We start from the raw sequence: 25,368 nt of genomic DNA on the forward strand, positions 1-25,368 counted from the left end.
ACCCTAATGCCCTCTTCAAAAATATCCCGAGGCGCTCGGCATCACCGGTCCTGCAGTTCGACTGTCCCGTCGCTCAGCGTCACGGCTCGCAGCGGATACAAGGCGGTGACCGCATCCACGAAAGCCTCGGAATCGCCGACGGCAAAGCCACCATTGACCCGCTGCTCGGCCCATTGGCGGCTCTTGAGCGCCAGCTTGGTCCGGGTGTAGCGATTGACTTCGGCAATTGCGCTTGCAAGCGGGGTGTCGCGGAACTCGAGCCGCCCTCGGGTCCACGCGGAAATCTTCGCCGTGTCAGCAGCGGTGATCTGGCCCGGCCCGCCAGGCGAGACCCGCACCGCCTGGCCTGCAGAGAGCTTGAGCACAGCTCCGCGTGCAGCAGGCGGGGTCATCTCGACAGCAACCTTGCCTTCAACCATCGCTACTGCGACCTCATCGCCGATCTGCTCGACCTCAAAACTGGTGCCGAGCGCTATCACCCTGGTGTGGCGGGTAGTGACGCTGAAAGGGTTTTGCGGGTCGTGAGCGACGCCAAACAGGGCCCGCCCTTTTTCCAGAACCAGCGTCCGGCTCCCGCCCGATGCCACGCGCAGCCGGGTATCGGTATCGAGATGGACGCGGGTTCCATCCTCGAGGCGAACAAGTCTCTGCTCGCCTGTGGCGGTTTCGTAGATGGTGTCCCTGGTGATGAACAGGAACGAAGCGCACGCCGCCAGGACGATCAGAACCGCCGCGATCGCAGCCTGGGGAGATGTCCATTTCCGGCTTGGTTGGGCTTCTGTCGCCAGCGTGTGGGTAACGGCCGCTGCAATGTCGGGATCGCCGGAAAGATCGAGGCTTTGGCGCCAATGGGCTTCCAGTCGGTCATAAGTCTCGGCATGCCCAGGCATGCGCCTCCAGGCAAAAAACGCCTCGAGGTCGGCGGTACCGACGGTGCGGGAATTCAGGCGCGCCAGCCATGTGGCGGCCTCATCAGCCATGTCTTCGGCTTGCGGGTCTTGACCCTCGGTGGGAGTGCCGCTCATCGTTCCAGCTGTTCCGAGCAATGCAGGAGTGCCTTGCGCATGCGATATTCGACTGTTTTGACCGAAACGCCAAGATGCTTGGCGATCTGGGCATTGGTCATGGCGGTATATCTCGACAGAAGAAACACGCTGCGAAGATCCGGAGGAAGACTGAGAATCGTCTGTTTCAGGGCCAGCAGATATTCCTGGTCGCCCTCGACGGAGATGTCCTCGGTCCGGTCAACGTCGTTGGCCGGCATGCGGGCTTTCTGCCGAAACTGGTCTCTGGCAAGATTGAGCGCGATACGCAGAAGGAGAGCCTTGGGCCGGTGATGCGTGTCCGCATCGGTGTACCGGGCAACCCTGATATAGGTGTCCTGGATTACATCATCGATCTCGATTGCACCGCCGCCCAGCCTGTAGCGAAGGGCTCGCTTCAGCCATGCAAGATGGCTGCGATAAAGGCATTCCAGCCCCGGGTTTGATGCTGCAATCGCCGGCGTATCCCGGCTTTCCGGATGCATAGGCTGGTCGGCCATGGCAGCGACTATCCCTCCTGACGAGGGGCGCATGTGCAGCCTGGGCGGCTGCCCGGAATCCTGTTGGCTGTGACAGGCCGCCACCGTGCGACGGATCTGTCCGGGTGTCGGAACAGGCAAAGCCCGGCTTGCCGGCTCTTTGCTCCAACAGCTGTACAAGGGTTTCCACGCCCCGCTCCCGGACCAACCGGCAGCAATCTGGAGATTCACCCGAACCGGGACCAGGCGCAACCGCGCGTGCGGAGGAGAAAGGGGCCGGGTGTTGGAACCTTGCGTACAGAAAGGCCCGCTATTTGCTTTGGGTGCGCCGCCGACATGCAGCGCAAAACCGCCCATGTCCCCCGGCTTCCAGCATCCAAACCTGTTTCACGGCACCCGGCTCACCCTCCATACCGCCTTCAGCGCGCCATGCGAACCTCCGCGCCGAAAGCCCAAAATATTCCATGGCGCTGGGCCGGGGTTCGCGACAACATGAACGACTGCCGCCAGAAATTGGCGCGATCTTGGCAAAAATCTGAGTATCGGACGCCAAAGGGCTGCCAAACGCCGGTCACCAGGCCATAAGTCCTGTGGTGCGGGAATGGGCATCCGTTCGAGAATGATTCGCCAAGACTCGGCGCGAAAATGGCAGCTCGTGCGCACTGCCAGCTAAGGAAGGGCGGGCCGTCGGCAGGATGCCGGACGATTGCCGGCAATCGTCTGGCCGGACAGGCGGGTGGGGCGAATCAGCATGATGCGCCCGATCGCCCATGTTTGCGGGCTCTGCGGCCAGCGCGTCGTCATGGTGCCTGCCTGATGCTCGCCATTATCGGCTGCAGCAGGTCGCGGCAGAGCTTTGCCGTGACCAGTCCGGCATGGAATGATGGCTCTCATGCCTTGCTTTTGCGCCATCTCGCGTCCCAGGGGGCGCCCGAGGCCCGACCCCTCGTCTGGCTGCCGGTCTGCCCAGCGCGCGGTCTGGCTGGCATGATTGAGCTGCGTCAGCTTCTCTATGCTCTTGCCGCTGCCGACCAGTGCAGCTTTGCCCGCGCGGCCAGTCAGTTCCGGATGAAGCAGTCCACCCTCAGCCGAAAGGTCATGCGGCTTGAAGACGAACTGGGCTTTGCGCTGTTCGACAGAACCACCCGCGGCGCCCGGCCCACGGCAAAGGCGCGGCCCTTTCTGGAGGATGCGAGACGACTTGTTGATCAGGCCACACGGCTCGAACTGCGCGCACGCGCGCTGCAAAGTGGATGCCGGGCGCATATGGCGCTTGGCTACAGCGGCGCGCTGTTTCGCAGTCGCATCGGCGATCTCCTGCAGGCCTTTCTCTCCGATCATCCTGATATCGTGTTCGATGGCGTGGAGCGGGAACCTGAAGAGTTGCTGGAATCCCTCGCTCGGCGTGATGTCGATGCCGTGATCGTGCCTGAAGGATGCGGGGACGCCAAGTTTGCCAGCATGCCCCTATGGAAGGAGTCGTTGCGGGCCTGTTTCGGGACCGGTCATCGGCTGTCGGCCCTGCCGGTCCTTCGTTGGGCCGACCTGGCATCCGAACATCTCGTCGTGACGCGCGCGGGCGCAGGCCCAGTTCTGCTGGATCTGGTCCGGAAGCAGTGTGCCGGAAGTCCGGATCCTCCGCACATCACGATCCAGGATGCCAGCAACGAGACGATCTGCCGTGTCATTGCCCTGGGCAGCATGGTCTTCATCGAAGGTACGAGCGCCTTTGGCAAATGCGTATCCGGGCTGACGCTGCGCACAATCGAGGCAGATGGGGCAGATGCCAGTCTGGGCTATGTTCTCTACTGGCACCGGGACAACGATAATCCGGTTTTCCGCCGGTTTCGCGCGATGCTGGCAAATGAGACGCCTGCCATTACGGCCTGACAATGGCCCGGCGATACCCGGCGGCGCGCGCTTCGTCCTCGCTGCAGAAGATTTCCTCGGGGCGGGTTACGTCATAATAGGGCATGCCTGGCAGATGGTATATCCATTCCCCTCTGCGGCTGCGGTTCCCCTTGATCGTGCAGCCGCCCGTGTGCCGGGCTAACGCCGGCGGATTGCGCCTGGCAGGGCGTGCAGTTTCACGTTCTCTTTGCTGCTCCTGGGATGCGTTCCCCGTCCGGTATTCCCAGGGGGGTGTGAAGGTCGAGGCCCAAAGACCAGCGCGGCGATCCTTTGCCCGGTTCTGCGCATCCAGATAGTCTGCACTGAACTGGGTATAGGCAAGCGCCCAACCCAGTTCGACCATCGCCTCGTTGAGTGAGAGAAACTCGGTCGAGCAGACTGCCAGGCCCCGCTCGTACTGATCATATCCCTGCACCTGGCAGGCGATGGTCTGGCCGTCGACGAGACCTTCAAGGGCGCGCTTTGCACTTTCGCCGCATGCCCAGGCCGCTGCATTGGTGCTGCAGGTCTGCGAAAGTTCGGGCGCATCAATGCCGAACAGCCTGATCCTGTGCCCAGCGATCACGAGCGAATCGCCGTCACTGACCTGCGCCACCCCGGTTACGCTCTGAGCAAACAGCGGCTTTGCGGTCAAGATCATGCCCAGCATGAACAGATATGCGAGAATTCGGTCAATTTGCACAATCATTCGTGTCCCCATGGCAAGTATCGGGAGAATGATAGGGCCCAAAGTGTTGACGGATAGTGACCAGGTGCAGCTCGTCTGAAAGCTTTGCTCAATCTGACCGGGTCCTGGCTGCTTTTCTTTGTCTGGCATAGGAGCGATCTGTTGCAATGAATTTTTCGATCATCGCAGGGACAACCCGTTCCGGCGGCGGCAACGCGGCATTCTGGCCAGCGCCAAGCGCTGTGCAATAGGCCAGGAGTTCCCGGTGAAGCCGGGCGGGGATCTCGATGGTCAGCCGGACGGGCTTTTCATCGGCTATGTCGGCCAGGGAAATCCGGGTCATCGAGCGTCTCCAATCACAAGGTCGCGGGTGACCATGACCCTGACGGGATGGCCTGGCCGAATGGTGAGGGTTGGCCTCACGCTGAGTTCTCGCGAAACGATCTGTTCGCCTGCCCGGTTGATGCTGTCCTGGGACCCGCGCCGGAAGGCGCGGGTCAGATTGTCGTCGTCGCCTGCGCCAAATTCTGCTCCAGCGCCGAGCAACGTTGAGACCAGGGCTGCCCTGAAGACACCTGCCCAGTGATAGTCGGTCTTGTCGGCCAGTCCGGAGTATCCCGAGACATCTGCTGCCGGTTGCATGTCGAGCGTGACCGAACGTCCATCAGGCAGGATCATGCGCGTCCAGGCAAGCTGGACCCGGTTCTGACCAAAGCTGACGCCGGAACTGTATTCTCCCAGCAGCCGTGTTCCCTGGGGTATGAGAAGGCTTCTGCCTGTCGCGCTGTCGTAGACGTCCTGGGTAACCTGCGCTGTTACCAGCCCTGGGAGATCGGACTTGATTCCGGTGATCAGCGCAGCGGCGATGACGGAGCCCGCATGCAGGACGCCTGTTCTCGCAGTGGCCTGAACGTGCCGGGGGCCGCCGGCAGGCTGTGTCTGTGGCAGGCTTTCTGTGTGGGGCCCCGGCGGGGCTGTGCTGGCCTGCTGCTCGAGCCCCGCCTGGTTTGCACGCGTTTCACCGCGACCTTCAAAGAACAGTCGGCTGGCCCGCGCGGCATCGCGTTCCTCGCCAATCGTGTCGCGTCGTGCTGACGCATAGGACGGCTGCACCGCGACGGATGGTGCCGGATTGACAGGCGGTGGCAGGCTGGCAATCTGTTCACGCCCACTGGCATCGAGAATGGGTCTTCCCAGGTCGCCTGGAAGCGGCGGACCCAGTTTGGGAACATGGGTATAATCTACAGGAGCGCTTGTCAGCGCCTCGGGAATCGCGACACCGCCGATCTTGTACAGCTCCTGCGATGGCCGTTCTGCTTCGGGCAGCAGGGCATAGATGAGCGCGCCGGCCAAGAGGCAGCTGCCGATGGCGGCGACAGACGCGATGGCTTTGCGGGACAGGCGCATGACGCGAGGTGGATCATCACGCAACCTGACGACATCGTCAGCAGCCAGGCTGACGGGCTTTTCGTCCTTCCCGGGCTGTTTGCCGGTTGCGTCCGCATCGGCTGGCGGCTCTGTGTTCATGAGGCTTTCCTTCGGCGGGCAACGATCCGGACTTTGTCCTGCCGCTTGCGTCCGCCAAGCCTGAGCTCTGCTGCCGCGAACAGGCGATCGACGATCATGTAGCGGCCAGCCACGCGGTAATTGACGAGCTCGGCATCGCCGGAAGGACCTAGAGCGAACAAGGGCGGCAGTTCATGTCCGGTGCTGGCCGGGAACTCGACATAGACACGGATCCCATCATCGAACGCGCGGACGGGTCTCCAGCCTGGCTTGTCTCCGGTAATGACGTAATCGAAATCCAGACTGGAAATATCGAGACCTGCCGCAATCGGCGCAGCGTTCTGTGCAGCGACCTCGGCCTGGCGCAGCGCGATCAGGTCATCCTGCGGATAGCTCCATGAAACGGACGCCATGTAGACGCTGGCATTGGCCCGCAACTCGACATGGTAGGTCCGGCGGTCCGTGTTGATCACAAGGTTTGTGGAGATGTCGCTGCGCGTCGGCTTGACCAGGATGTGGACCTGCTGGGCAGCTCCTGTTCCGCTGACCGTATCTCCGATCAACCAGCGTACCGTGTCGCCTGCCGCCACCGGGCCCGGCCCCACCAGGCTTTCTCCGGGTTGCAGCGCAATATCCGTAACCTGACCGGGCTTTGCGTAAACCTGATAGAGAGATCCCTCGGTGAAGGCAAAGCGCTGGATCGCGTTGGCAAAGCCTGCACGATCGGGCTCTATCCGGGCAGCGTCATTGGCCGCTCCCACCCTGTCGACCGGAGCAGGGCGGCTCTGGGACGGGCGGGAGCGGCTCGCAGCTGCGGGAGGCACGCGCTGCGAATGGATCAGGCTTGCAGGAGCATCGTGAGCGCCCCATCGCGCCGGGAGGTGTCCTGGTCCGATCGAGCCTGCCGCGGCCAGGGCAGGATGGGCAGCCATCCCTGACGCATGCACGAGGAGGGCGGAAAACACGAGTTTGCCGATATGTGGGCGGTTCATGACCCAAGCTCCTTTGACCAGTTGATGGCATGGATGAAGATTCCCAGGGGGTTCTTGCGCAGCATGTCCGGCCTTGTCGGGGTCTGGACCACCACCGTCACGATGGCGCTCCATCGGCTGGTCTCCGCAAGGCTGCCGCCGCGGTACTTGCGCTCGGCCCAGGCAATTCTGAAGCTCGACGGCGAGGCCCGGATGATGCTGGTCACGTCGACGGCGACCTGTTCGCGGCCTATTCGGGTGAACGGGTTCTGGGCTCTGGCGTGCGCGTTGAGCGCGAGCGCGCCCTGATCGGTGACAAAATCATAGGCTCTGAGCCAGTTCTGTCTGACGATCACGGGATCAGCAGGAAGGCTCCGGACGTGCTCGACAAACCGGGCCAGGTGGAACGCGATCTGCGGGTCTGTGGGGGTATAGCCGCTATCGGCGCGGGCTACGGCCTGTGCGTCCCCCAGCTTGTCGACCTGGACGACCCAGGGCACGATGGTGCCGCGCGCGCCCTGCCAGATGATGCCACCTGCCAGGATGCAGGACAGGCCCAGCGCGCCAAAGCAGGCGTATCGCCAGTTTCGCGCCTGGACCCGCGCCGATCCGATCCGCTCGTCCCAGATCTGGTGGGCTCGCTGGTAGGGGGTTTCGGCCTCGGGTGTCTTTCCATAGCGGATCGATGCGCGTCTGAACATGGTCAGTCCTTCTGTGAAAGGTCGATGGAAGCTCCCAGGCCGCCGCTGTCGCCCGACTTGAGCGTGTGCGCTGCAATCGTGGCGCCATGGGCTATGGCCTGGCGTTGCCGCATGGATCTCGCCCATGCCGGAACGGCGGCGTCTGCGGGCACCTGGGCTTCTGCTGGATCTTTGCCGCCAGACTTGATGGTCCCGCCGGTATTGATGATGGCTGCGCGTCCTCCCTCGCGGAACGCCTGCTGCACCGAGGTGCGCGCCTTGCGCAGGGGCGACATGGCAGTTGCGCCAGCTGCTTCGCCGACGGCCTTGAGGCCTGCGCCGACTGCCTGCGGGCCGGTTCGGCCGGCTGAACCCATGGCATAAGCGGTCACCGCGCCACCTGAGGCCTTGGAGGTGGTCATGACGGCTGTGCTGGCAGCTGTAGCTGCGGTACCCGCGACAAGCCTCGCGCCGCTTGCAGCTGCGGTGGCGGCTCCGCCCGCGAGCAGCGCTGTTCCTGCGGCTGCACCGGCGCCAAGCTGGGGACCTCCTGCAACGATTCCATTGGCAATTCCGGGTCCGAAAATGCCAAGCGCCATCAGCGTCAGGCTTGCCAGAACGATCGACAGCGCGTCTTCGATCGTGGGTTCTTCTGGAATGGCACTGATGAACTGGGCAAAAAGTGTTGATCCGATCCCGACGATCACTGCCAGCACCAGAACCTTGATGCCGCTGGACACGACATTGCCGAGCACGCGCTCAGCCATGAAGGCAGTCTTGCCGAACAGCCCGAACGGAATCAGGACAAAGCCTGCCAAGGTGGTCAGCTTGAACTCGATCAAGGTGACAAACAGCTGGATCGAGAGGATGAAAAAGGCGGTGACGACCAGTGCCCATGCTGCCAGCAGGATCACGATCTGCAGGAAATTCTCGAAAAAGCTGACAAAGCCCACCAGGTCTGCAATCGCATCGATCATGGGCCGCGCAGCATCGAGCCCGACCTGTGCGACCCTGCCGGGCTGAAGCAGCTCTTCGGCACTGAAGCCGGTCCCACTGGCCTTCAGACCAAGCCCTGCAAAGCTTTCGAAGACGATTTGCGTGAGCACGGCCCAGTTGCCGATGATATAGGCAAACACCCCGACAAAGAGGGTCTTCTTCACCAGCCGGGCCAGAACATCGTCTGCCTCGCCCCAGGCCCAGAACAGCGCGGCAAGTGTCACGTCGATCACGATCAGTGTCGTTGCGACAAACGAGACCTCGCCTGCCACAAGGCCGAAGCCTGAATCGATGTACCGTGAAAAGACGTCGAGAAACCGGTCGACCACGCCTGTGCCGCCCATGGTCATCAATCCTTTGGTCGTGCCGAGCGTAGCGGAACATATCCCCTGCCCGGGGTCAGGAAGCGGCGAAGCTGCTCACGCGCCTGCGCCTTTGCGGCAGCGGCGTTGGCCGCCTCCAGCGACTGGGCCCTGCCCATCGCCGCAAAGGTCGCAATCAGATCGGAAAGCTGCTGGGCTTGTACCGCAAGAAGCTGGTTGCCAGCCTGCGCTGCCTGCAGCGCTCCGGTGGACGACTGGCTGGCAGAGAGCAGAGTATCGATGGCTTCTCGAGACCCTTCGATGTTGCCGACTGCGCCAGCCTGGACCTTGAGCGCATCCTCGAATGCCGTAATGCTGTCCTGCCAGCGCTGCTGCGCGCGGCCGACCATCTGGCGCTGGTTTTCGGTCAGATCGATGTCCCGGTAGGTCTTGCCGAAACCCTGTTCGATGGCCTGCACATCAAGCGCGATGCCTCGCGCCCGGGCGAGCAGCTGCTGTGTCTGGCGCATCTGCTGCTGGAGGGGTTCGAGCACGCTGAGCGGGAGCGCTTCGAGGTTGCGGGCTTCGTTGAGAAGCTGCGTTGCCTGGTTCTGCAGCATGCGGATCTGGTTGTTGATCTGTTCGAGCGTCCGGGCAGCGGTGAGAACATTCTGCGCGTAATTTGTCGGGTCGTAGACGATCCCGCCCAAACCGAACTGGGCTTGCGCTGGCTGCGCGGCGCAAAGGCCGGTGGCGGACACCGCGAAAACAATGCTCAGCCAGCAAGGATGGCGATGGTTCGAGCGATGCGTCGGCATGACAGTGTCTCCTTGGAATGGGTTCAGCCTCGCTGCGGCAGGCCCCGGGTTATCTCCTGTGCGGAAAGCAGGTCCGCAGCCCATTCCAGTCCACGATGCAGCAGCCAGCGACGTGCAAATTCCCGGCGGCCATGAGCCGCGCAGATCCGGGTGATGTCCTGCTGGTCGTTTTTGGAAGATGCGGCGCAAAAGGCGAGCGCGACCTCGTTGAGACCGAGCTCAAACAGCCTGTTGCCGGGTGCCGACTGGCAGTAATAGTCGCGCTTGGGCATTGCCTGGGCGATGAGCTCAATCTGTCGGTCGTTGAGGCCGAAGCTGCGGTATATTTCCAGGATCTGCGGTTCGTTCGCTCTTTCGTTGGGCAGGAATATCCGCGTGGGGCAGCTTTCGATGATCGCGGGTGCAATCGGCGACACCTGGATATCGGCAAGACTTTGCGTGGCAAACAGGACGCTTGCGTTTTTCTTGCGCAATGTCTTGAGCCACTCGCGCAGTCTGGCCGTGAATTCCGGGCTGTCGAGCACGAGCCAGCCTTCATCGATCACGATCAGGGTGGGAGACCCGTTCAGTCGGCTCTCGATCCGGTGGAAGAGGTACATCAGGACGGCAGGAGCGGCAGGGGAATTGGCAAGGCTCTCGGTCTCAAAGGTCTGGAACCGGCTACTGCCCAGGTGCTCAGCCTCACCGTCAAGCAGATGACCATATGGCCCGCCGACGCAGAACGGGGAAAGAGCCTGTTTGAGCTTTTGCGATTGCAGCAGAACACTAAGCCCGGTCAGTGTTCGCTCGGCGACGGGCGCGGAACCCAGCGATGTCAGCGCAGACCAAAGGTGTTCCTTGGTCGAAGGGTCGAGTTTGATGCCCTGCCCCGCCAGCATCGCCTGGAGCCATTCGGTTGCCCAGGACCGTTCGGAGATATCGTCGACACGCGCGAGCGGCTGCAGTTGCACATCGGGCGGGACAGCCGCGTCGCCATGGTCGAGAATATTCCAGTCGCCCTCGCATGCGAGGGTGGCCGCCCTGATAGAGCCGCCAAAATCAAAGGCAAAGATCTGCGCACCTGCATAGCGGCGGAACTGGAGCGCCATCAACGCGAGCAGGACTGATTTTCCGGCACCTGTCGGACCGACAACGAGGGTATGGCCTACGTCTGCAACATGCAGCGACAGCCGAAACGGGGTAGATCCCTGGGTGCGGGCGTGCAGCAGCGCTGGCGCACCCAGATGCTCATCGCGCTCAGGCCCTGCCCATATGGCCGATGCAGGTATGATGTGCGCCAGGTTCAGCGTGCTGATCAGAGGCTGGCGGACATTGGCGTAGAGATGCCCTGGAATCGACCCGAGCCAGGCCTCGACCGCATTGGTGGTTTCCATCACCAGCGTGAAATCCCGGCCCTGAACGACCTTTTCGACCTGCCGGAGCATCTCGGCCGCAACCAGCGGGTCCTCGTCCCAGACAGTGATGCTGGCCGTGACATAGGCCATGCCGTTCATGTCAGCGCCCAGTTCCTGCAGCGCCAGATCGGCATCGTCGGCCTTGTTGGAGGCATCGCTGTCGAGGAGAACCGAGGCCTCGTTGGTCATGATCTCCTTCAAGATGGCAGCCATCGATTTGCGCTTCGCGAACCACTGGCGCCGGATCTTGCCGACGACTCTTCCAGCGTCGGTCTTGTCGAGCATGATGGCCCGCGTCGACCAGCGATACTCGAAGGACAGAGCGTTGAGTTCCTCCAGAATTCCGGGAAAGGTAGCGCTGGGAAAGCCGTTGACCGTTGCCGTTCGCAGATAGGCCTGCCCCAGTTTGGGTTCGAGACCCCCGATCAGCGGCAAGTCTGCCAGCAACCCGTCCAGATACATCGGCGTTTCGGGAACCCGGACCTTTTGTTGCCGGGTGGAAATGCAGCTGTGAAGATAGGTCAGTGTCTCGCCGTCATCGAGCCAGGCAGCCTCGGGCATCGATCCTTCGATCAGATTGAGCAAACGGCTGGTGCGGTCGGTGAAGAGCGCAAGCATCTGGCGTGGATCGCTGCCACTGCGACTTTTGTTCTCGTACAGCCAGCCTTCGGCACGCGCGGTATCCTCGGCCGGCGGCATCCAGACAAAGGTCAGATAGTAGCGGCTTTCGAAATGGGAGCCCCGCTCGGCAAACTGTGCGGCACGTTCCTGGTCGACCAGAGCGGATGCAGGATCCGGAAATATGCCTGGCGGATAATCGAGAGCGGGGCTGCGCACAGCCTCGACGAACAGCGCCCATCCCGACCCCAGCCGCCGGAGAGCACTGTTCATGCGGCCCGACGCGGCAATCAGTTCGGCTGGGGTTGCGCTGTCCAGATCGGGCCCCCTGAAGCGGGCAGATCGCTGGAGGCTGCCGTCCTTGTTGAGCACCACACCTGGCGCGATCAGGGCTGCCCATGGCAGGAAATCGGCGAGCCGAGCGGCCTTTTGGCGGTATTCGCGCAGCGACATCATCGCGATCAGACTCCAAAATAGGCGGGAAAACGGATATGGCGCCTGGCGACATCGACAAACTGCGGGTCGTGTCGCGCTGCCCAGACAGACGCCAGATGGCCAAGCGCCAGAAACAGCAGGCCGGCTATCCAGAGGCGCAGGCCCAGCCCGATCGCGCCAGCCAGGGTCGCATTGGCGATGGCCAGTCCCCTGGGGGCTCCGCCCAGCAGCATCGGTTCGCTCAGAGCGCGATGCACGGGTGCTGCAAATAGGTTCGCGATGGCAGGTGACAGTTCGGTCATCACACCACAGCTCCGCCGCCGAAGGAAAAGAAGGAGAGGAAGAAGGACGATGCAGCAAAGGCAATCGAGAGCCCGAAAACGATCTGGATCATTCTGCGGGCACCACCCGACGTGTCTCCGAAGGCGAGTGCCAGCCCCGTTGCAATGATGATCATGACGGCGATGATCTTCGCGACAGGCCCCTGGATCGATTCGAGAATGGCCTGGAGTGGCGCTTCCCAGGGCATGGACGAGCCTGCGGCCTGAGCGGGCAAGACAATGAGCAGCGCGCAAACGGTTGCCGACAGACAGACGGTGGCGCTGCGGCGGGCATGCAAATGGGTAGACGTCATGGTCATTCTCCTTGGGTTGAGGTCAAAAGAGAGATCAGGCGGTAGTCTCCGGCGGAATCCAGACCCGCGACGGCCACGAGCTCCGTCAGCCTGCGCCCGGCGCTGCCGCGGGACAGAACAGCAATGATGTTGATGGTTTCGGCGATCAGGGACCTGGGAACGGTCACCACGGTTTCCTGGACAAGCTGCTCCAGCCGTCGCAGCGCGCCCAAGGCTGATCCCGCATGGATGGTTCCGATACCGCCCGGATGCCCGGTACCCCAGGCCTTTATGAGGTCGAGAGCCTCGGCGCCGCGGACCTCCCCTATCGGTATCCTGTCTGGCCGCAGCCTGAGCGCCGAACGCACTAGATCGCGCAGCGACGCCACATCGGGCCGGGAACGCAACGCAACCATGTTGGGTGCGGCACACTGCAGTTCGCGGGTGTCTTCGATGAGCACGACCCTGTGCTGCGTCCTGGCGATCTCAGCGAGCAGCGCATTGGCAAGGGTGGTTTTGCCAGATGAGGTCCCCCCGGCAACGAGAATGTTGTCGCGCTGTGCAGCGCACATTGCAAGGATCGCTGCAGCCTCATCCGACATGATGCCCACTTGGGCATATTCCGTGAGGCTGAACACCCGCGCGGCCTGTTTCCGGATGGCAAAGCTTGCCGCCGTGACCACCGGCGGCAGCAGCCCTTCAAATCGTTCGCCTGTTATCGGCAGTTCGGCGGAGACGAGCGGTGAAGCGGCGTGGACTTCGTCTCCGGAATGATGGGCGACCAGACGGATGATCCGCTCGCCGGTCTCGGCGTTCATGCAAACGCCGGTATCTGAAAGCCCGCCATCATGCGTGTCTATCCAGAGGCGGCCATCGGGGTTGAGCATGATCTCGATGACGCCTGCATCATCGAGCCATGCGCCGATATGCGGTCCGAGCGCAGTGCGCAGCATGCGGGCGCCCCGCTCGCCTGACACTGAAAGGATGGGAACCACACTCATCGCCACCTCGAAAATGCCCAGCAGCCGGCTGGAAGAACGTCGAGGCGAACTAAGAGGACAGCTATCGGTCGCCCGGCAACAGCAAATTGTCGGGCGCGAACGCTGGCGTAGGGATGGACACAAAGGGCGTGGGGCTTTGACGGGAGAGCGCGTTCAGCCGGACCTGTGCGGACCGGTATTTCGCTTGGGCTCGTCAGGATGCGCGTCCGAGTCGCTTCGACTTTCTGCTGCGAACGAGCCGGCTGGAATCCGCAGAGGTGGCGGATGGCCGCGATGATCAGGGGGACGCGGAGTGGTCTTTTTCCATCCTTCGCCCGACAGCTTCAATGAATGCCGCAAAGCGCTTTTGCGCCTGAGCCTGCGCAGCTGGTCGCTCCTCTGGCGGCAGCGCAGGGTTGGATGTGAGCCAGGTCAGGACGAACACGGCGAGCGATTCGTTACCGACCTCTACATGGTATCCAAGCCTGTCGATCTGCTTCGAGAGCCGATCGAGCCTGCGGCTGAATGCAGCCTCGAGCCGCTCGGGCCCCTCGGGCGACAGGAAAGCGGCGAGCGCTGCCTCCACAACGGCGGCCTGGGACACCCGCTTGTGGGTCGCAAACTCGGCGAGCTGGCGGGCGAGGTCAGGGCGCAGACGGATGGTGTGGCGGGTGCGTTTCACATGTCGATCCCATCTGCCGGGTCCATGGCGGCCTGGCGCGACGACAAGCTCTGCTGCGAGAACCGCCTGTGCGTCAGGTTGGCGTCATTGGGCGAGGGTATGTCTTGTGCGTGTTCAAATTCCTGCTGCTCGGGCGAAATGTCAGGTGGCGACGGTTCGTCCAGCGACATTTCGTGCTGATGACCGCCGTCATTCTGCCCGCTCTGTGTCGGCACTGCATCGGTTCGTGGGTCTGGTTCGGATTGTGGCTCAGGTGTTGCAGGTGTAGCGACTGGTTCTGGCGGCGCGGACCGGACCGCTGGTGGTTCGATGGACCAGTCATGACCCGAGCCGCGACGATCTTCCACCCGTTTTTCCTGCGGAGGCGGCAAAATCCGCATGTTGAGTCTGGAGTCGAGATAGTAGCGCACCTTTTTGGCGCGGATGGGGTGACGGCCTGCCACCATGATGATCTCTTCATCATCGGGCAGCTGCATGATTTCACCGGGCGTCAGCAACGGCCTGGCCGTATCGGTACGGGATATCATCAGGTGCCCGAGCCACGGTGCCAGCCTGTGACCGGCGTAGTTTTTCATGGTTCGAAGTTCGGTAGCGGTCCCCAGCGAATCCGAAACACGCTTGGCGGTTCTTTCGTCATTGGTGGCAAAGCAGACCCTCACATGGCAGTTGTCGAGGATGGCATTGTTCTGGCCATAGGCCTTTTCAATCTGGTTGAGGGATTGTGCAATCAGGAAAGCCTTGAGCCCATATCCGGCCATGAAGGCGAGGGCACTTTCGAAGAAGTCGAGCCGGCCCAGTGCCGGAAACTCGTCGAGCATCAGCAGCAAACGGTGCCTTCTGCGGTTGGAGTCCAGTTCTTCGGTCAATCGGCGCCCGACCTGATTGAGGATGAGGCGGATGAGCGGCTTGGTGCGGCTGATGTCCGAGGGCGGAACCACAAGATAGAGGGTTGAGGGGCGATCGGCAGACATGAGATCGGCGATCCGCCAGTCGCATTGCCGCGTCACGCGGGCAATAACCGGATCGCGGTACAGTCCAAGGAAGGACATGGCGGTCGACAGGACCCCGGACCGCTCGTTGTCAGACTTGTTCAGGAGTTCTCGGGCAGCGCTGGCGATGACCGGATGTACCCCCGCATCACCCAGGTGACGGGTTGCCATCATGGCAGTGAGTGTGGCGCTGAACGATCGCTCCGGGTCCGACAGAAAAGCCGCAACGCCCGCGAGCGTCTTGTCATGCTCTGCATAAAGGACATGCAGGATGGTGCCCACAAGAAGCGAATGGCTCGTCTTTTCCCAGTGATTTCGTCGTTCAAGCGACCCTTCAGGATCGACAAGCACATCTGCAATGTTCTGGACGTCGCGCACTTCGGTAATGCCCCGGCGCACTTCGAGCAGTGGATTGAACGCGGATGAGGCAGGGTTGGTGGGGTCAAACAGCAGGATCCTGCCGAACCTTGCCCGATATCCCGCGGTCAGCGTCCAGTTCTCGCCCTTGATGTCATGGACGATCGCGGAGGCGGGCCATGTCAGAAGGGTTGGTACGACGAGACCCACGCCCTTGCCACTGCGGGTCGGGGCAAAGCACAGGACATGCTCGGGTCCGTCATGGCGCAGGTAGTTCCTCTGCCATCGGCCCAGGATTGTACCGCGGTCATCGAGCAACCTGGCAGCGACCATTTCATGTTTGCCTGCCCAGCGTGCAGAGCCATAGGTTTCTGCAAGCTTGAGATCGCGCGCGCGCCACAGCGACATGGCGACTGCGACGATGACAGCGACAAGTGCGCCGCTGGCCGCGATGATGCCGCCGGTATCGAAAATGGCAGGGGCATAGGCGTCGAAGCTGAACCACCACCAGAAGAAGGCAAGAGGCGGATAGACAGGCACAGCATGGATAATGCCGATCGGCTCGCCCAGCTCCGGCTGATAGCCCAGAGCCGCGGCGACCCATTGTGTGGCTCCCCATATTCCTGCCAGGACCGTGCAGCCCACAGCGAGGATCTGGCCCCACAAGATCCGGCTACCCGACATTGTGTTACTCCTCTTCATCAACTTCAGAAGAAGAGTGGCGCCACTTCAAGATGGGCCAATGCCGCGGCGTAGGCTGGAGAGCAAAAGGCGGGACTTCAGAGGGTGACAGGCCGTCTGGAACCTGATGGGGAGGCGGGCGCGGTCGTTCGACAACATCATTGCCGATACATGGTAGGGCGGAGGTTTCGACCTACGTCAGGTCCGTTGTGATCTTGCCAGGGAAAAGAGGGCCGGAGCAACTGGGGGACGTCCGGCCCTCTCGGTTCAATCCGGCCCAGGGATGCATGCCGGGATGAACAAGGTCGTTAATCGGAACGAACGCCAGCTTAATTCTTGATGGTTAACATCCAGTTACGTTTAGGCCCGGGTCATCAACGCCATGAGTACGCAAGGGAGTTGGGTTACAAAAAAAGGGGCTGGCCATGCCGTCGCACCGCCAGCCCCCAATGATGCATAGCTATGAAACTGTCACGCCCAGGCGGCGTCAGGCCGTGCATCGGCCCGCAATTTCTATATCGTCATCAGCATGAGGTTGCCAAGGGGCTCATGACTGAAAGTCACAAGCCCCTTGGCGGGTTAGTCTTGCACCAGGGTCGCGAATGCGAGACTTGCTCAAAAAATGAGCACCTCCAGCTTGCTTTAACGCCTTGTACTGATGTGTGATCACGATCACAGGCCGCGCTTTTCTCATATCGGTGGACACAGCGATGATATTGAACTGGTGTATTTCAAGGTCCTTGGGGCGCGATTTCAGATTTTCCATGTCTGAGCCGAGCGGGGGTCGGTTTGCGGGGCAAACGAACTTGTCGCTTGGCAAAAGCTGGGCACTTCCGCGCGGTTATGCGAAGAGTCCCGTGGAAGGAAGCCAACTACACGACAGCGTGCCCGTTGTGGGTTAAGCCAGACAAATGGGACAAGCGGGCGTTCATCCCATTTTGCCCCGTTTGCCTCTGCCTCCAATCGCCTTGACCGGCGACAACCTCAAATGCATCACTGCCGCGGCTCGACCAGAGCCTTCCTTGCCTCTACCCTTAGGCGCAAGGTGCCCAGCCAAGGAGCCCGCTTCCTGCTAGCAGCGGGCTCCTTGGCAAAGACAGCCAGCCATTTACGACGATTTTCGCGTGTCGGCGTCGGTCGTTTTTAAACTGTGCCCGCGCTATGGGCAGCAAAGGTCTTTGGTTCGCAGTTTCTGACCGACATTCAACCCTTATCCTGAGCGGCTGCAGGTTCATTAGCTGGCGTTTCGGCTGCCGGCACCGCACCGTCCCGCCCCGCCTTACCCAGACCAATGCTGAGAGCCAATTCACGTCGGCGCGTTGCATAATTGGGGGCAACCATCGGATAATCTTTCGGAAGCTTCCATTTTGCCCGATAGGCGTCGGGGGTCAGCCCGAAATGGACCATCAGATGGCGCTTGAGGGTTTTGAGCTTCTTGCCGTCTTCGAGGCAGACCAGATAATCAGGCTTGACCGAGGCACGGATCGAGACGGCTGGCGCCTGTTCTGGCGCGGTTTCAGCAGCTGTGGTGCTGCCCACTCCTGCTAGTGCTGCATGGACCGAGCTTATCAGCATGGGCAATTCCGATTGCCCGATATTGTTATGGCTGAGATGGGCCACCACAATATCCGCTGTCAAAGAGACAAGCGTCTGATTATCAACCATTTCCAAACTCCTGCTTTCCGATTTCCATCATTTTGGCGGAATGTCTAGTCTGCATCAGCGCCATTGAAAAGCACGTTCTGCAGGGCAGGGCGACGACACCGCCCGTCCAGCCTCAGTGCTACAAACCGATCGATCGTGAACGGTCAAAGCTCCAGTCGACGCCGCCATGGTGATTGATCAGCCCTGACACCTCCTGGCCCAGTCTTCTGGCAAGCGCCGGTTCCCAGGGTACAAGCTGGAAGCCCATGCCATTGTCGATCATGGCAAACCGGCCAGAGTTCAGGTCAACCTGTTGGCGACAAGTGCCAGCAACGTGGTCTCCCAGGCCGCTTGGTAGCACCATAAGGCCGGTGCTCCTCGAAATGTTCCGGGTCGCCTCCGCAAGTTCCCGCTGTTTCAGCTCGTCCAGCAGGTGGTCGCCAAGCACAGGCTTTCCATTCTGCATGTGGCCCAGGCCCTGAGCAACGAGGTTGGTGGCTCGCTCTGAGAGCGCGCGATGCACCTCCTGACCGAAGCCTTCGCCAAAGAGCGCAGAGTCGGGTGCGGCGAGTTGCTGGTCCAACCATGTCGGCCCGCTGGCTGTAACCTGCTGTTCGAGGGTCAGAGCTGAAAGCATTGACAGTGTTGATCGCTCATTTGTGTTCCTGGAGAGGTCGACGCGAACGATCGCTCCAGCAGAAAGCTCGTCTGCGCCGACGACATTGGTGACGGGCAGACCGTGTCGTCTGCCATCAACACCTTCGATGACGACATGGGCTCCTCCAGGCAGATCGCCGCTTGGCTCATGGTGGATGAGCCGGCCTGTGACCGACAGGCCCGGAACGGCTTGATCTGTTGGCAGCTGAGCAAGATCTCTTCGCCAATGGTGCGACATCGAATGATGCATGGACTTGATGATATCTCCGCGCAGCTCCAGGCTGCGCAGTGTCTGCTCGGCGTTGTCGCCAATTCGCCATCGGCCCGGCTCGATTTCGTCAGCCAGCCCCAGCCGCGACAATGTATTGACCCTGCCAATCAGGTTCGCTTGGCGGCGCTTGTCCTCGCCCGGATCGTGGCGAAGGTCGATCGAGCCTTCCCGCTCCTGGATCTGCGCGAGTTCCCTATCCAGCCCGGTCCAGCGTTCGGCGGATATCTCGCGACGCGTTGCTGCATTCAGTTCATGGTCGTTGCGTAACCCGAGCTCCACCGAGACACGATCCTCGGCGCGCCAGCGAAGTCCGTGCCGCATGTATTCCCGGTCGATGACAAGGTCGCTGCCAATAGATGTCTTGCCACGCACGAGAATGTGGACGTGCGGATTATCGGTATTCCAGTGCTCCGCAGCCACCCATTCCAGCGGCGTATTCATATCCCTCGCCATGTCATCCATGAGTTCCCGGGTGAAGGCTCGCAGATCGCCAAGCTCGACAGCATCCTCCGGCGAGACAATGAAACGAAAGTGATGGCGGTCGGCATCGCAGCGGGATGAAAACCCTTCGCCATCTGCATGGTCATGATCGGCGTCGAAGAGTTCACCGCGTGCTTTGTCGCGGGTGACGCCTTCCCGTTGAAGATAGGCTATGTGCCGGGAGATCGGTGCGGATGCGAATTTGCTTCCCGTGTGTTTAACGACGCGCGCCTTGATGACCACCCTTCGGTCGCGCAGAATTCTGTTTGCGCGGAGCGCTGCGTCGCGGCCACGCCCGTGGTGTCCGGTGCCCCGGGCCCTGGTCTGGCGCGCGCCGACAGGGGAGGCACCCGAGCGCCTTGAAGCCTGCAGAACCTGCCCGACAAGCGAGCCGGCGCTTCTGGTGGCCAGCCGGTCCCGTGTCCGGCTCGGCTGCATTTCGATCTCGAATTCGTTTTCCATCAGACAGCCGGCGTCAGGTGCGACGGCGCTGAAACTGACGCAAAATCGCCATGTGCGATGCGCCGTGACAGCCAACCCATGCATGTGGCGGCGCATTTCTTGCAGTGGTAGCAGCGACTTGCTGATGAGGCGGCGGCGGTCCTTTTATCTCGCCATCCTCCACGAACCAGACCGAAGCAGGCCAGCGATCCTAACCAAGGCTTGCTGCGGCCCTCCATCTTGCGACATGGCTTGGACACCAGTGTCATTGTGCCGGCCAGCTGAGGATTCTGGCAAAAAGGACTTCAGCCGGCTGTTTCCCAGCCGTGGTATCGCGCATATCCCGCGGGTCGGTTGGTGATTCAGGGGGCAGCGGCACCCTTGTCGGCTGGCTGGCGAAGAGCGCTGAGCTGGTCCAGCGTGTGACCATGTCGGCTCTGGTTGTCGTCGCGAATATGCGGTGAGGCTCAAACATGGCTGCGGACAGAGCTGCGACATAGGCCCGCGTTTCAGCAGGCAACGGTCTGCCTTTGTCGCGCCACTGGCGATAGCGACCTGGGCCAGCATTATAGGCGGCCAGGAAACCATCGAGCCCGTACAGGTCGTACATCTCGCGCAGATAGGATGCACCCGCCAGAATGTTTGCGCGAGGTTCGAACGGGTTGGCACCAAGACGAAGACGCGCGCGCTGATGTTGCCATGTTGATGGCATGAGCTGCATCAGTCCCATCGCGCCGGCAGCAGATACAGCATTGATCCTGCCTGCACTCTCCTGCCGGATAATGGCGTAGAGCCAGTGTTCGGGAATTCCAAAGGCCAGCGATGCTTCGCGCACATGGGGTGCGATATCGACATGCTCAAAGCTGTCGGGAGACGGCGCAGGTCGTGCATTGGTTTGCGCAGGAATGCTCGCCGCGCATGCAAGGCAAATGCCGCTGATCCAAAACATGTAGGGCATCTCTATTGCTCCGGTGAAGATTGCTGGACAGCGTCCGATCGGCTGGCGGGTGTCCACACTGGAACCGCCTTTCCGAGGATGGCTGTGCGGGGCAGCAGGCCGAAATAGCGTCCATCGAGGCTATCGGCCCGCGCTGGATTGAGCGCGAAGAATTCATGCCGACCAAGCGTGCGGCATCCGGCCCAAACGGGCAGCGTGCGCCCCAGCCGGTCACGGGCGCGGGCCAGCGCAACCAGTCTGCGATCGATCATGATACCATGACGGAAGCGGCAGATCTGCTGACCTTCGGCCGCTGCAATGCGTTTGAGTAGCGGCATGCCTGACGCAAGATAGCCACGCTCGGACAGCCACTTGCGCATGTCAGGAGGGGGAGTGATGGCGACATAGTCGCCCACTCCCAGCTGCTTGCCGTCTCCCAGCCAGTAGAGCCCGGTTGGCACTGATGGTGTGACATTCCAGATCAGGAGCCGGCGCTCGGGCAGCAGCAGCGATGCGATGGCCAGTGCCGATACTGTGATCGCCGAAAGGAAGGCTGCATGCTTCATGGGTAAGGGGCCTTCGGTTCTCGCGTGTGCCGTCCGGCGAGGCGCATGTGGATTTCCAGCCAGAAGGCAGGCGCAAGGCTGCACGGATCGATGCCGAGCGCTTCGATCGCGTCGATCAGTCCCAAGACGTGGCGAACGTGGCGCCATCCCTTGACGGAAAGCAGGATGATGGAGCCTGTTAAGCAGCTGCTCGATACCGGCTGCTGCTGTGATGAGCCGCATGCCTGATGGACTTCAAATGTTGAGGACGCATCGCCCCGCGTCGCCGCTATTGACTGCGCCAGGCCGAAAATCTGTCCGGGGGCGTAGCATTCGACCCGATGGCCCCGGCTATCACGCGTGCTGGCAGCGGGCTTGCCAAAGCGCAGCCAGTGTTTGTGCAGACCGCGTTCCTTGTGCAACTCGACCCGGGTGAATGTCTGATGAGTAGAACCCAAAGGAGCGCGATCTGAATCTGCTCGAGGGCCGCGTTCTGCAGCTTGTCCACAGCAAGAGGACGTTAGCAGCAATCGATCAGATTGCCTGTTAGCTAGGTTAGGCGCTGCAGACGCCGGATCGCTTTGGCGAGTCGCAGCAGATTTTGGTTCCTGATCGTCCGATCCAGGCGTTCCTGGTGGTCTGCGCGATGGCGTCCCTGATGGTTCGTGCGCTGTCACAGCTTTTCCCCAGACCTGCGCTGAATAGGGCGCCTGTCGATGGGCAAGGTTTCTGACCGCACCGGGCAGAAGCGCAGCCTCTGGCCAAGCCGGCCATCTTCCAAGCCGAGGACATAGCCCGGCAGCGCCTGTCGGCGCACGATCGCACGGATTTCGAAAGCGAAGCGCCTGCGACTGGCCAGCGAGCCCGACTTGAGATGCAAATGATCAAGGTCGAAACTCCAGCCATTGGCCTGGCGTCCGCCGTGCTTGCGCACGATGCGATACAACCACCGCTCGATTCCACCTGTCAGAGCGAAGTAGCGCGGATTAATGGTGAGGACCTGCCTTGGATCCTGAACGAGCGCAAAGAGCTGCTGCGACATCTCCAGCTCGATCCCGGTCGATCGCCCGCGGTCATCAAAGCGTTCACCCCAACGGCTGATCCACGAAAAGGGTTCGGACCAATCGAGATCGGGCCATGGTGCACGCTGAGGGATGGTTGCGGTGATCCGCGTCTGCGCAAGCCTGGCTAAGGCAGCCCTGAGGCGGTCGTAGCTGGCCTGACCAGTTCCGCGCCCGGAAAGCGTCAGGATCTGCCGGGGTGGGGTGATCATCAGGGGCGAGCAGCAGGCGCGCATGTCTGTTGCCTCGACGATGCTGGTGATCATCCAGGTCAGGATGTCGGCATCCCAGATCGTTGCAATACCAAGGTCGCCGTCAGGCTCGACCAGGATGCGTGTCGGGCCCATGTCGAGGGAGATGGGCCGCGTCCGTCTGGTTTTGGACAGGCTGAAGAAGGGCCATGCCATAAGGACCTGCGCCTCGCGCGGGCTGATGGCGGTCTTGGCCGGGTTTGCGAGAACGGCCATGGCGGATCAGCGCCGGACCGGAGGCGTGTAGCCATCGAGGCGTTTGGCAGGATGAACGGTGCCCTTGCCGGGATCGCTTGTCGATTGCCGCAAGCCCTTTTCGGCCCAGGCATCCAGATCGCTGATGGCATAGACGATACGGCCGCCCAGCTTGCGGTAGGCTGGACCCGTGCCATAGCAGCGGTGCTTCTCCAGCGTGCGGGCCGAAAGGCCAAGATGGACGGCGGCATCAGGGGTTCTGAGAAAGCGGGCAATGACAGGGTTAGGAATGGCGCTCATGGTAATGCTCCGGCGATAAACGAGCCCAGCAGCGCATCGCCGCAGGCTCCAGCCATCCATGGCGCAGGAAATGCGCGCGCACGGAGTGACGCGTTGCCGTGGGGGAGGATCGGTCACCCCGGCCAAACACGGTCAACCTCTGGACAGCAGGTGCCGATAGCCATGCTGCAGATACCAGCGCGCTTTCTGGATCAGTCGCCAGCTGTGCCTGCGTTCGGAAGACCCTTTCCAGGCCGCACCTGACAGCGGCTGATGGCGGGGAAAGACGATCGAGTAGGCGATGTCTCTGCTAGTTGCGCCGGAAGAGAGGGCATCTGCGATTTGAACGAGCCGGCTCAGCGTGGCACGCTGGTAGGTGCCGGGCAGCAGGCCTGCGAGGTCTGCATGTGGCCGCTGGCTAAGCTGCGCATAGGCAGCGACAGCGCGGGCGCGCCGCGCAAGATGACCATCGTGGACCAGGATGATGGAAGCTTCGGTGCGTGTCGGCACGAGACGAACACACAACCGCACGCGGTGCGCTTCCCTGCCAAGCACCAGATTGGCTCGGTCGCGCAGGCGATGCTGCGCAAGAATGTCAAAGCTGCAAGGGGCGAGGGGCGCCATGTCCAGATCCGGGGCTTCGATCTCAAGGATCTGGGGTAAGAGCTCCCGCTGCCAGAGGGCAGGCGCTTCGCGCGGCGCAGCTTCAGGATCGAAGGGGAAAGCACAGGCCCCACTGCCGGGCCAGGCCCTCCGATGCCCAAGGCTGGCTGGTTGCGGGCGTCTTCATGACCCGGGCATAACCGTCGCGATAGGCCTGGTTGCGTCTGAGAAACTCCTGAGCAAAGTCGGCAAAGTCATGCGCGGCAAAATCAAGTGCCGCCGCGCTGACCGATCCTGTCCAGGCCTTTTCCATACAGGCTTGATTGGATCTGGGGCGGGCTCGGCAGAAGTCCGCTTCTGGGCACAGCCGTTGTCCCCAAATGGGGATAAGCGGTTCTCCTGCATGTATCGTTGCAGCCCTTGGTTTTGTGTCGCAGCGGGATGGGTTCCCGCCTGGCAATGGCGAGGCAGGAACCCGTCCCAGCCGGTCATTCCCGGTTGGATCGCCTGGTGCGCGACCAGATCAGCGAGTGCGAGTGGCCATCTTCGTCTGCGAACAGATTGGCGAAGATCGGCGCGGAAAAGCTGGGGTCATCGAGCTTGACCGACAGATAGGCCCGGCCTTCGTTTGACTGCTTGGTCCATGCTGCCCCGATTTCGGTGCCATCTGCAAAGACGCGGTGCGAAGGGCCGTTCTGGTTTGTGCTGTCCCCGGGGGTGATTTGCACGGTCTTGAGCTGCAGTGCCAGGGTCGTGATCGCGCCCTTGTATGCGTTGCCCTGGAGGGTGAATGTTCCGATGGTAGCCATGTTCCAATCCTTTTCGTGTGTTCGAAGCTGCGCCCATCGCAGCCTCGATGGCGGATTGAAGGCAGAAGGTTGGACTGCTGCACCCCTTGGGGCCGAAACATCCGTGAAGGACGCGGGCAGCCCGCCTTTCTTGTATCGCGAGGAATGTGCCCAAAGGCACAGGGGAAGAAAGGCAAAGCGGCCAGCGTTGCAGCAAAGGCTAGAAGGCAAGGCCGACTTCTGCCAATCCAGGCCATGGACGAGGCCAGACAGGGCCAGGCAGGCCAGGGAAGGGGGATATCTGTGCTACACCGCGATGCAGTCATACGTCAGGCGCACCGTCCTGCACGCACCCGGCCATTTCAAGCGGGGCTTGCGGAACGAACCTTCCGCGTTGGAGGGACAACTCCGGCACATAGATAGGTATGGCGTCGGCGCGCTCTAGACAGGGACGGCCATAATTGAAAACATAAAGTCCTCCATCGGGCTCGATCCGCCCGGCAATGACAGGCTCGAGCGCGCCTGGCAGCCATATCCACACGAAAGCTTCGGTGGCTGCGGGGACAGGACCTTGGGCAGCACCAGCTGCTTGATGTCAGTCAGAAATCATCTTTCACCTCACATCATGGTCAGCGCTTCGCGCGTCACGCGCGAATAAGTGCGGGGACGCTCGTTCATGTGAACCTCAATGCCGGCTTTAGCGGTCATGAAACCACTTCACGACCGCGATAACGGTCAATGCCATGAGGAAAGTTAAGGATCAACAGAATGACCGCGACGGCGGGCACCAGTACCTTTCATGCAGGTTATATCGGTCATTTCCGCAAAGCAGCGTGCTTCAGGTCGTTCCAGCAATCATCTGCTTGTAAGACGAGAGAACCTGGGTTCTTGCCGTGCACAAACAGCCCGGATCTGTAACCTGCTAGCTAAGGGCCCCCTGAGTATTGCCTTTCCCGCTCCGTGACACAGCAACAAGAAGGGCCGGATCATCGCTGTGATGACCCGGCCCTTTGTGCGTTCTGCCGTTGCGGCAAGATCAGGCGAGCGCGGCCTTGAGCTTGTCGGCTAGGTCGGTCTTCTCCCAGGGGAAGAAG

27 protein-coding genes are annotated in these 25,368 nt (G+C 61.7%); 1 reads left to right on the plus strand and 26 read right to left on the minus strand.

Features of this window, described 5'->3' with window-relative positions:
* Positions 1–41: 41 nt before the first annotated feature.
* Both LI72_RS15905 and LI72_RS20350 read right to left on the minus strand, forming a co-directional pair.
* The gene (locus tag LI72_RS15905; protein ID WP_081985111.1) at positions 42–1,025 is read right to left on the minus strand and encodes a FecR family protein; all 984 of its coding nucleotides are present in this window, start codon (positions 1,023–1,025) and stop codon (positions 42–44) included.
* Positions 1,022–1,543: an RNA polymerase sigma factor gene (locus LI72_RS20350; protein WP_052130014.1), complete on the minus strand. Its 522-nt coding sequence runs from the start codon at positions 1,541–1,543 to the stop codon at positions 1,022–1,024. The genes LI72_RS15905 and LI72_RS20350 overlap by 4 nt, the downstream gene beginning before the upstream one ends.
* Before the next feature lie 795 nt (positions 1,544–2,338).
* Between LI72_RS20350 and LI72_RS15915 the strand changes: the two genes are divergently transcribed.
* Entirely contained in the window at positions 2,339–3,412 is a 1,074-nt protein-coding gene (locus LI72_RS15915; RefSeq protein WP_197051937.1) for a LysR family transcriptional regulator, read from the plus strand.
* Here the strand turns inward: LI72_RS15915 and LI72_RS15920 are convergent.
* From LI72_RS15920 to LI72_RS16025, 24 genes are all read right to left on the minus strand, one after another.
* Positions 3,402–4,121: a thermonuclease family protein gene (locus LI72_RS15920; protein ID WP_052130016.1), complete on the minus strand. Its 720-nt coding sequence runs from the start codon at positions 4,119–4,121 to the stop codon at positions 3,402–3,404. The genes LI72_RS15915 and LI72_RS15920 overlap by 11 nt on opposite strands.
* A gap of 88 nt (positions 4,122–4,209) precedes the next feature.
* On the minus strand, positions 4,210–4,443 hold the full coding sequence (locus tag LI72_RS19685; protein WP_081985120.1) for a DUF2274 domain-containing protein: 234 nt from the start codon (positions 4,441–4,443) through the stop codon (positions 4,210–4,212).
* A complete protein-coding gene (locus LI72_RS15925) occupies positions 4,440–5,627 on the minus strand; it encodes a TrbI/VirB10 family protein (protein ID WP_033926891.1) in 1,188 nt (395 codons plus the stop codon). Before LI72_RS15925 ends, LI72_RS19685 begins: the two co-directional genes overlap by 4 nt.
* A complete protein-coding gene (gene trbG, locus LI72_RS15930) occupies positions 5,624–6,598 on the minus strand; it encodes a P-type conjugative transfer protein TrbG (protein WP_443018128.1) in 975 nt (324 codons plus the stop codon). The genes LI72_RS15925 and trbG overlap by 4 nt, the downstream gene beginning before the upstream one ends.
* Entirely contained in the window at positions 6,595–7,278 is a 684-nt protein-coding gene (trbF, locus tag LI72_RS15935) for a conjugal transfer protein TrbF (protein WP_033926892.1), read from the minus strand. The genes trbG and trbF overlap by 4 nt, the downstream gene beginning before the upstream one ends.
* Positions 7,279–7,280: 2 nt before the next feature.
* On the minus strand, positions 7,281–8,597 hold the full coding sequence (gene trbL, locus LI72_RS15940) for a P-type conjugative transfer protein TrbL (protein WP_033926893.1): 1,317 nt from the start codon (positions 8,595–8,597) through the stop codon (positions 7,281–7,283).
* Positions 8,598–8,602: 5 nt separating this feature from the next.
* A complete protein-coding gene (gene trbJ / locus LI72_RS15945) occupies positions 8,603–9,373 on the minus strand; it encodes a P-type conjugative transfer protein TrbJ (protein ID WP_052130018.1) in 771 nt (256 codons plus the stop codon).
* A gap of 23 nt (positions 9,374–9,396) precedes the next feature.
* Positions 9,397–11,841 (minus strand): conjugal transfer protein TrbE, encoded by a 2,445-nt coding sequence (gene trbE / locus LI72_RS15950; protein WP_033926894.1) that lies wholly within the window; start codon positions 11,839–11,841, stop codon positions 9,397–9,399.
* Between the two features lie 5 nt (positions 11,842–11,846).
* Positions 11,847–12,122: a VirB3 family type IV secretion system protein gene (locus tag LI72_RS15955; RefSeq protein WP_033926895.1), complete on the minus strand. Its 276-nt coding sequence runs from the start codon at positions 12,120–12,122 to the stop codon at positions 11,847–11,849.
* Positions 12,122–12,454 (minus strand): TrbC/VirB2 family protein, encoded by a 333-nt coding sequence (locus tag LI72_RS15960; protein ID WP_033926980.1) that lies wholly within the window; start codon positions 12,452–12,454, stop codon positions 12,122–12,124. The genes LI72_RS15955 and LI72_RS15960 overlap by 1 nt, the downstream gene beginning before the upstream one ends.
* A gap of 2 nt (positions 12,455–12,456) precedes the next feature.
* On the minus strand, positions 12,457–13,434 hold the full coding sequence (trbB, locus tag LI72_RS15965) for a P-type conjugative transfer ATPase TrbB (protein ID WP_052130020.1): 978 nt from the start codon (positions 13,432–13,434) through the stop codon (positions 12,457–12,459).
* A 277-nt stretch (positions 13,435–13,711) separates the two neighbouring features.
* Complete coding sequence (locus LI72_RS15970) at positions 13,712–14,095, minus strand: hypothetical protein (RefSeq protein ID WP_033926896.1); 384 nt, start codon at positions 14,093–14,095, stop codon at positions 13,712–13,714.
* A complete protein-coding gene (locus tag LI72_RS15975) occupies positions 14,092–16,125 on the minus strand; it encodes a conjugal transfer protein TraG (RefSeq protein WP_033926897.1) in 2,034 nt (677 codons plus the stop codon). Before LI72_RS15975 ends, LI72_RS15970 begins: the two co-directional genes overlap by 4 nt.
* A 544-nt stretch (positions 16,126–16,669) precedes the next feature.
* On the minus strand, positions 16,670–16,888 hold the full coding sequence (locus LI72_RS20355; RefSeq protein WP_197051939.1) for a hypothetical protein: 219 nt from the start codon (positions 16,886–16,888) through the stop codon (positions 16,670–16,672).
* Between the two features lie 437 nt (positions 16,889–17,325).
* Entirely contained in the window at positions 17,326–17,787 is a 462-nt protein-coding gene (locus LI72_RS15980; protein ID WP_052130054.1) for a MucR family transcriptional regulator, read from the minus strand.
* A gap of 118 nt (positions 17,788–17,905) precedes the next feature.
* A complete protein-coding gene (locus LI72_RS15985; RefSeq protein WP_033926898.1) occupies positions 17,906–19,636 on the minus strand; it encodes a DUF3363 domain-containing protein in 1,731 nt (576 codons plus the stop codon).
* A gap of 244 nt (positions 19,637–19,880) precedes the next feature.
* The gene (locus LI72_RS19690) at positions 19,881–20,630 is read right to left on the minus strand and encodes a lytic transglycosylase domain-containing protein (protein WP_231562498.1); all 750 of its coding nucleotides are present in this window, start codon (positions 20,628–20,630) and stop codon (positions 19,881–19,883) included.
* Positions 20,576–21,118: a S26 family signal peptidase gene (locus tag LI72_RS15995; RefSeq protein ID WP_033926899.1), complete on the minus strand. Its 543-nt coding sequence runs from the start codon at positions 21,116–21,118 to the stop codon at positions 20,576–20,578. Before LI72_RS15995 ends, LI72_RS19690 begins: the two co-directional genes overlap by 55 nt.
* Positions 21,115–21,519, minus strand: coding sequence for a DUF2840 domain-containing protein (locus tag LI72_RS20095; protein WP_197051940.1), 405 nt, complete (start codon positions 21,517–21,519; stop codon positions 21,115–21,117). The genes LI72_RS15995 and LI72_RS20095 overlap by 4 nt, the downstream gene beginning before the upstream one ends.
* A 251-nt stretch (positions 21,520–21,770) precedes the next feature.
* Positions 21,771–22,625, minus strand: a complete 855-nt coding sequence (locus LI72_RS16005; RefSeq protein ID WP_033926900.1) for a replication initiator protein A — start codon at positions 22,623–22,625, stop codon at positions 21,771–21,773.
* Between the two features lie 6 nt (positions 22,626–22,631).
* Entirely contained in the window at positions 22,632–22,904 is a 273-nt protein-coding gene (locus tag LI72_RS16010; protein WP_033926985.1) for a helix-turn-helix transcriptional regulator, read from the minus strand.
* Between the two features lie 132 nt (positions 22,905–23,036).
* Entirely contained in the window at positions 23,037–23,507 is a 471-nt protein-coding gene (locus LI72_RS19695; RefSeq protein WP_081985124.1) for a DNA -binding domain-containing protein, read from the minus strand.
* 82 nt (positions 23,508–23,589) lie between these two features.
* Positions 23,590–23,799, minus strand: a complete 210-nt coding sequence (locus LI72_RS16020) for a transcriptional regulator domain-containing protein (RefSeq protein ID WP_033926902.1) — start codon at positions 23,797–23,799, stop codon at positions 23,590–23,592.
* Between the two features lie 175 nt (positions 23,800–23,974).
* Positions 23,975–24,295 carry a DUF736 domain-containing protein gene (locus LI72_RS16025; protein WP_033926903.1) on the minus strand — a complete coding sequence of 107 codons (321 nt, stop codon included), beginning with the start codon at positions 24,293–24,295 and terminating at the stop codon, positions 23,975–23,977.
* Between the last annotated feature and the right edge of the window lie 1,073 nt (positions 24,296–25,368).

It is taken from the genome of Sphingomonas sp. 35-24ZXX, from assembly GCF_000786215.1.
Lineage (GTDB): Bacteria > Pseudomonadota > Alphaproteobacteria > Sphingomonadales > Sphingomonadaceae > Blastomonas.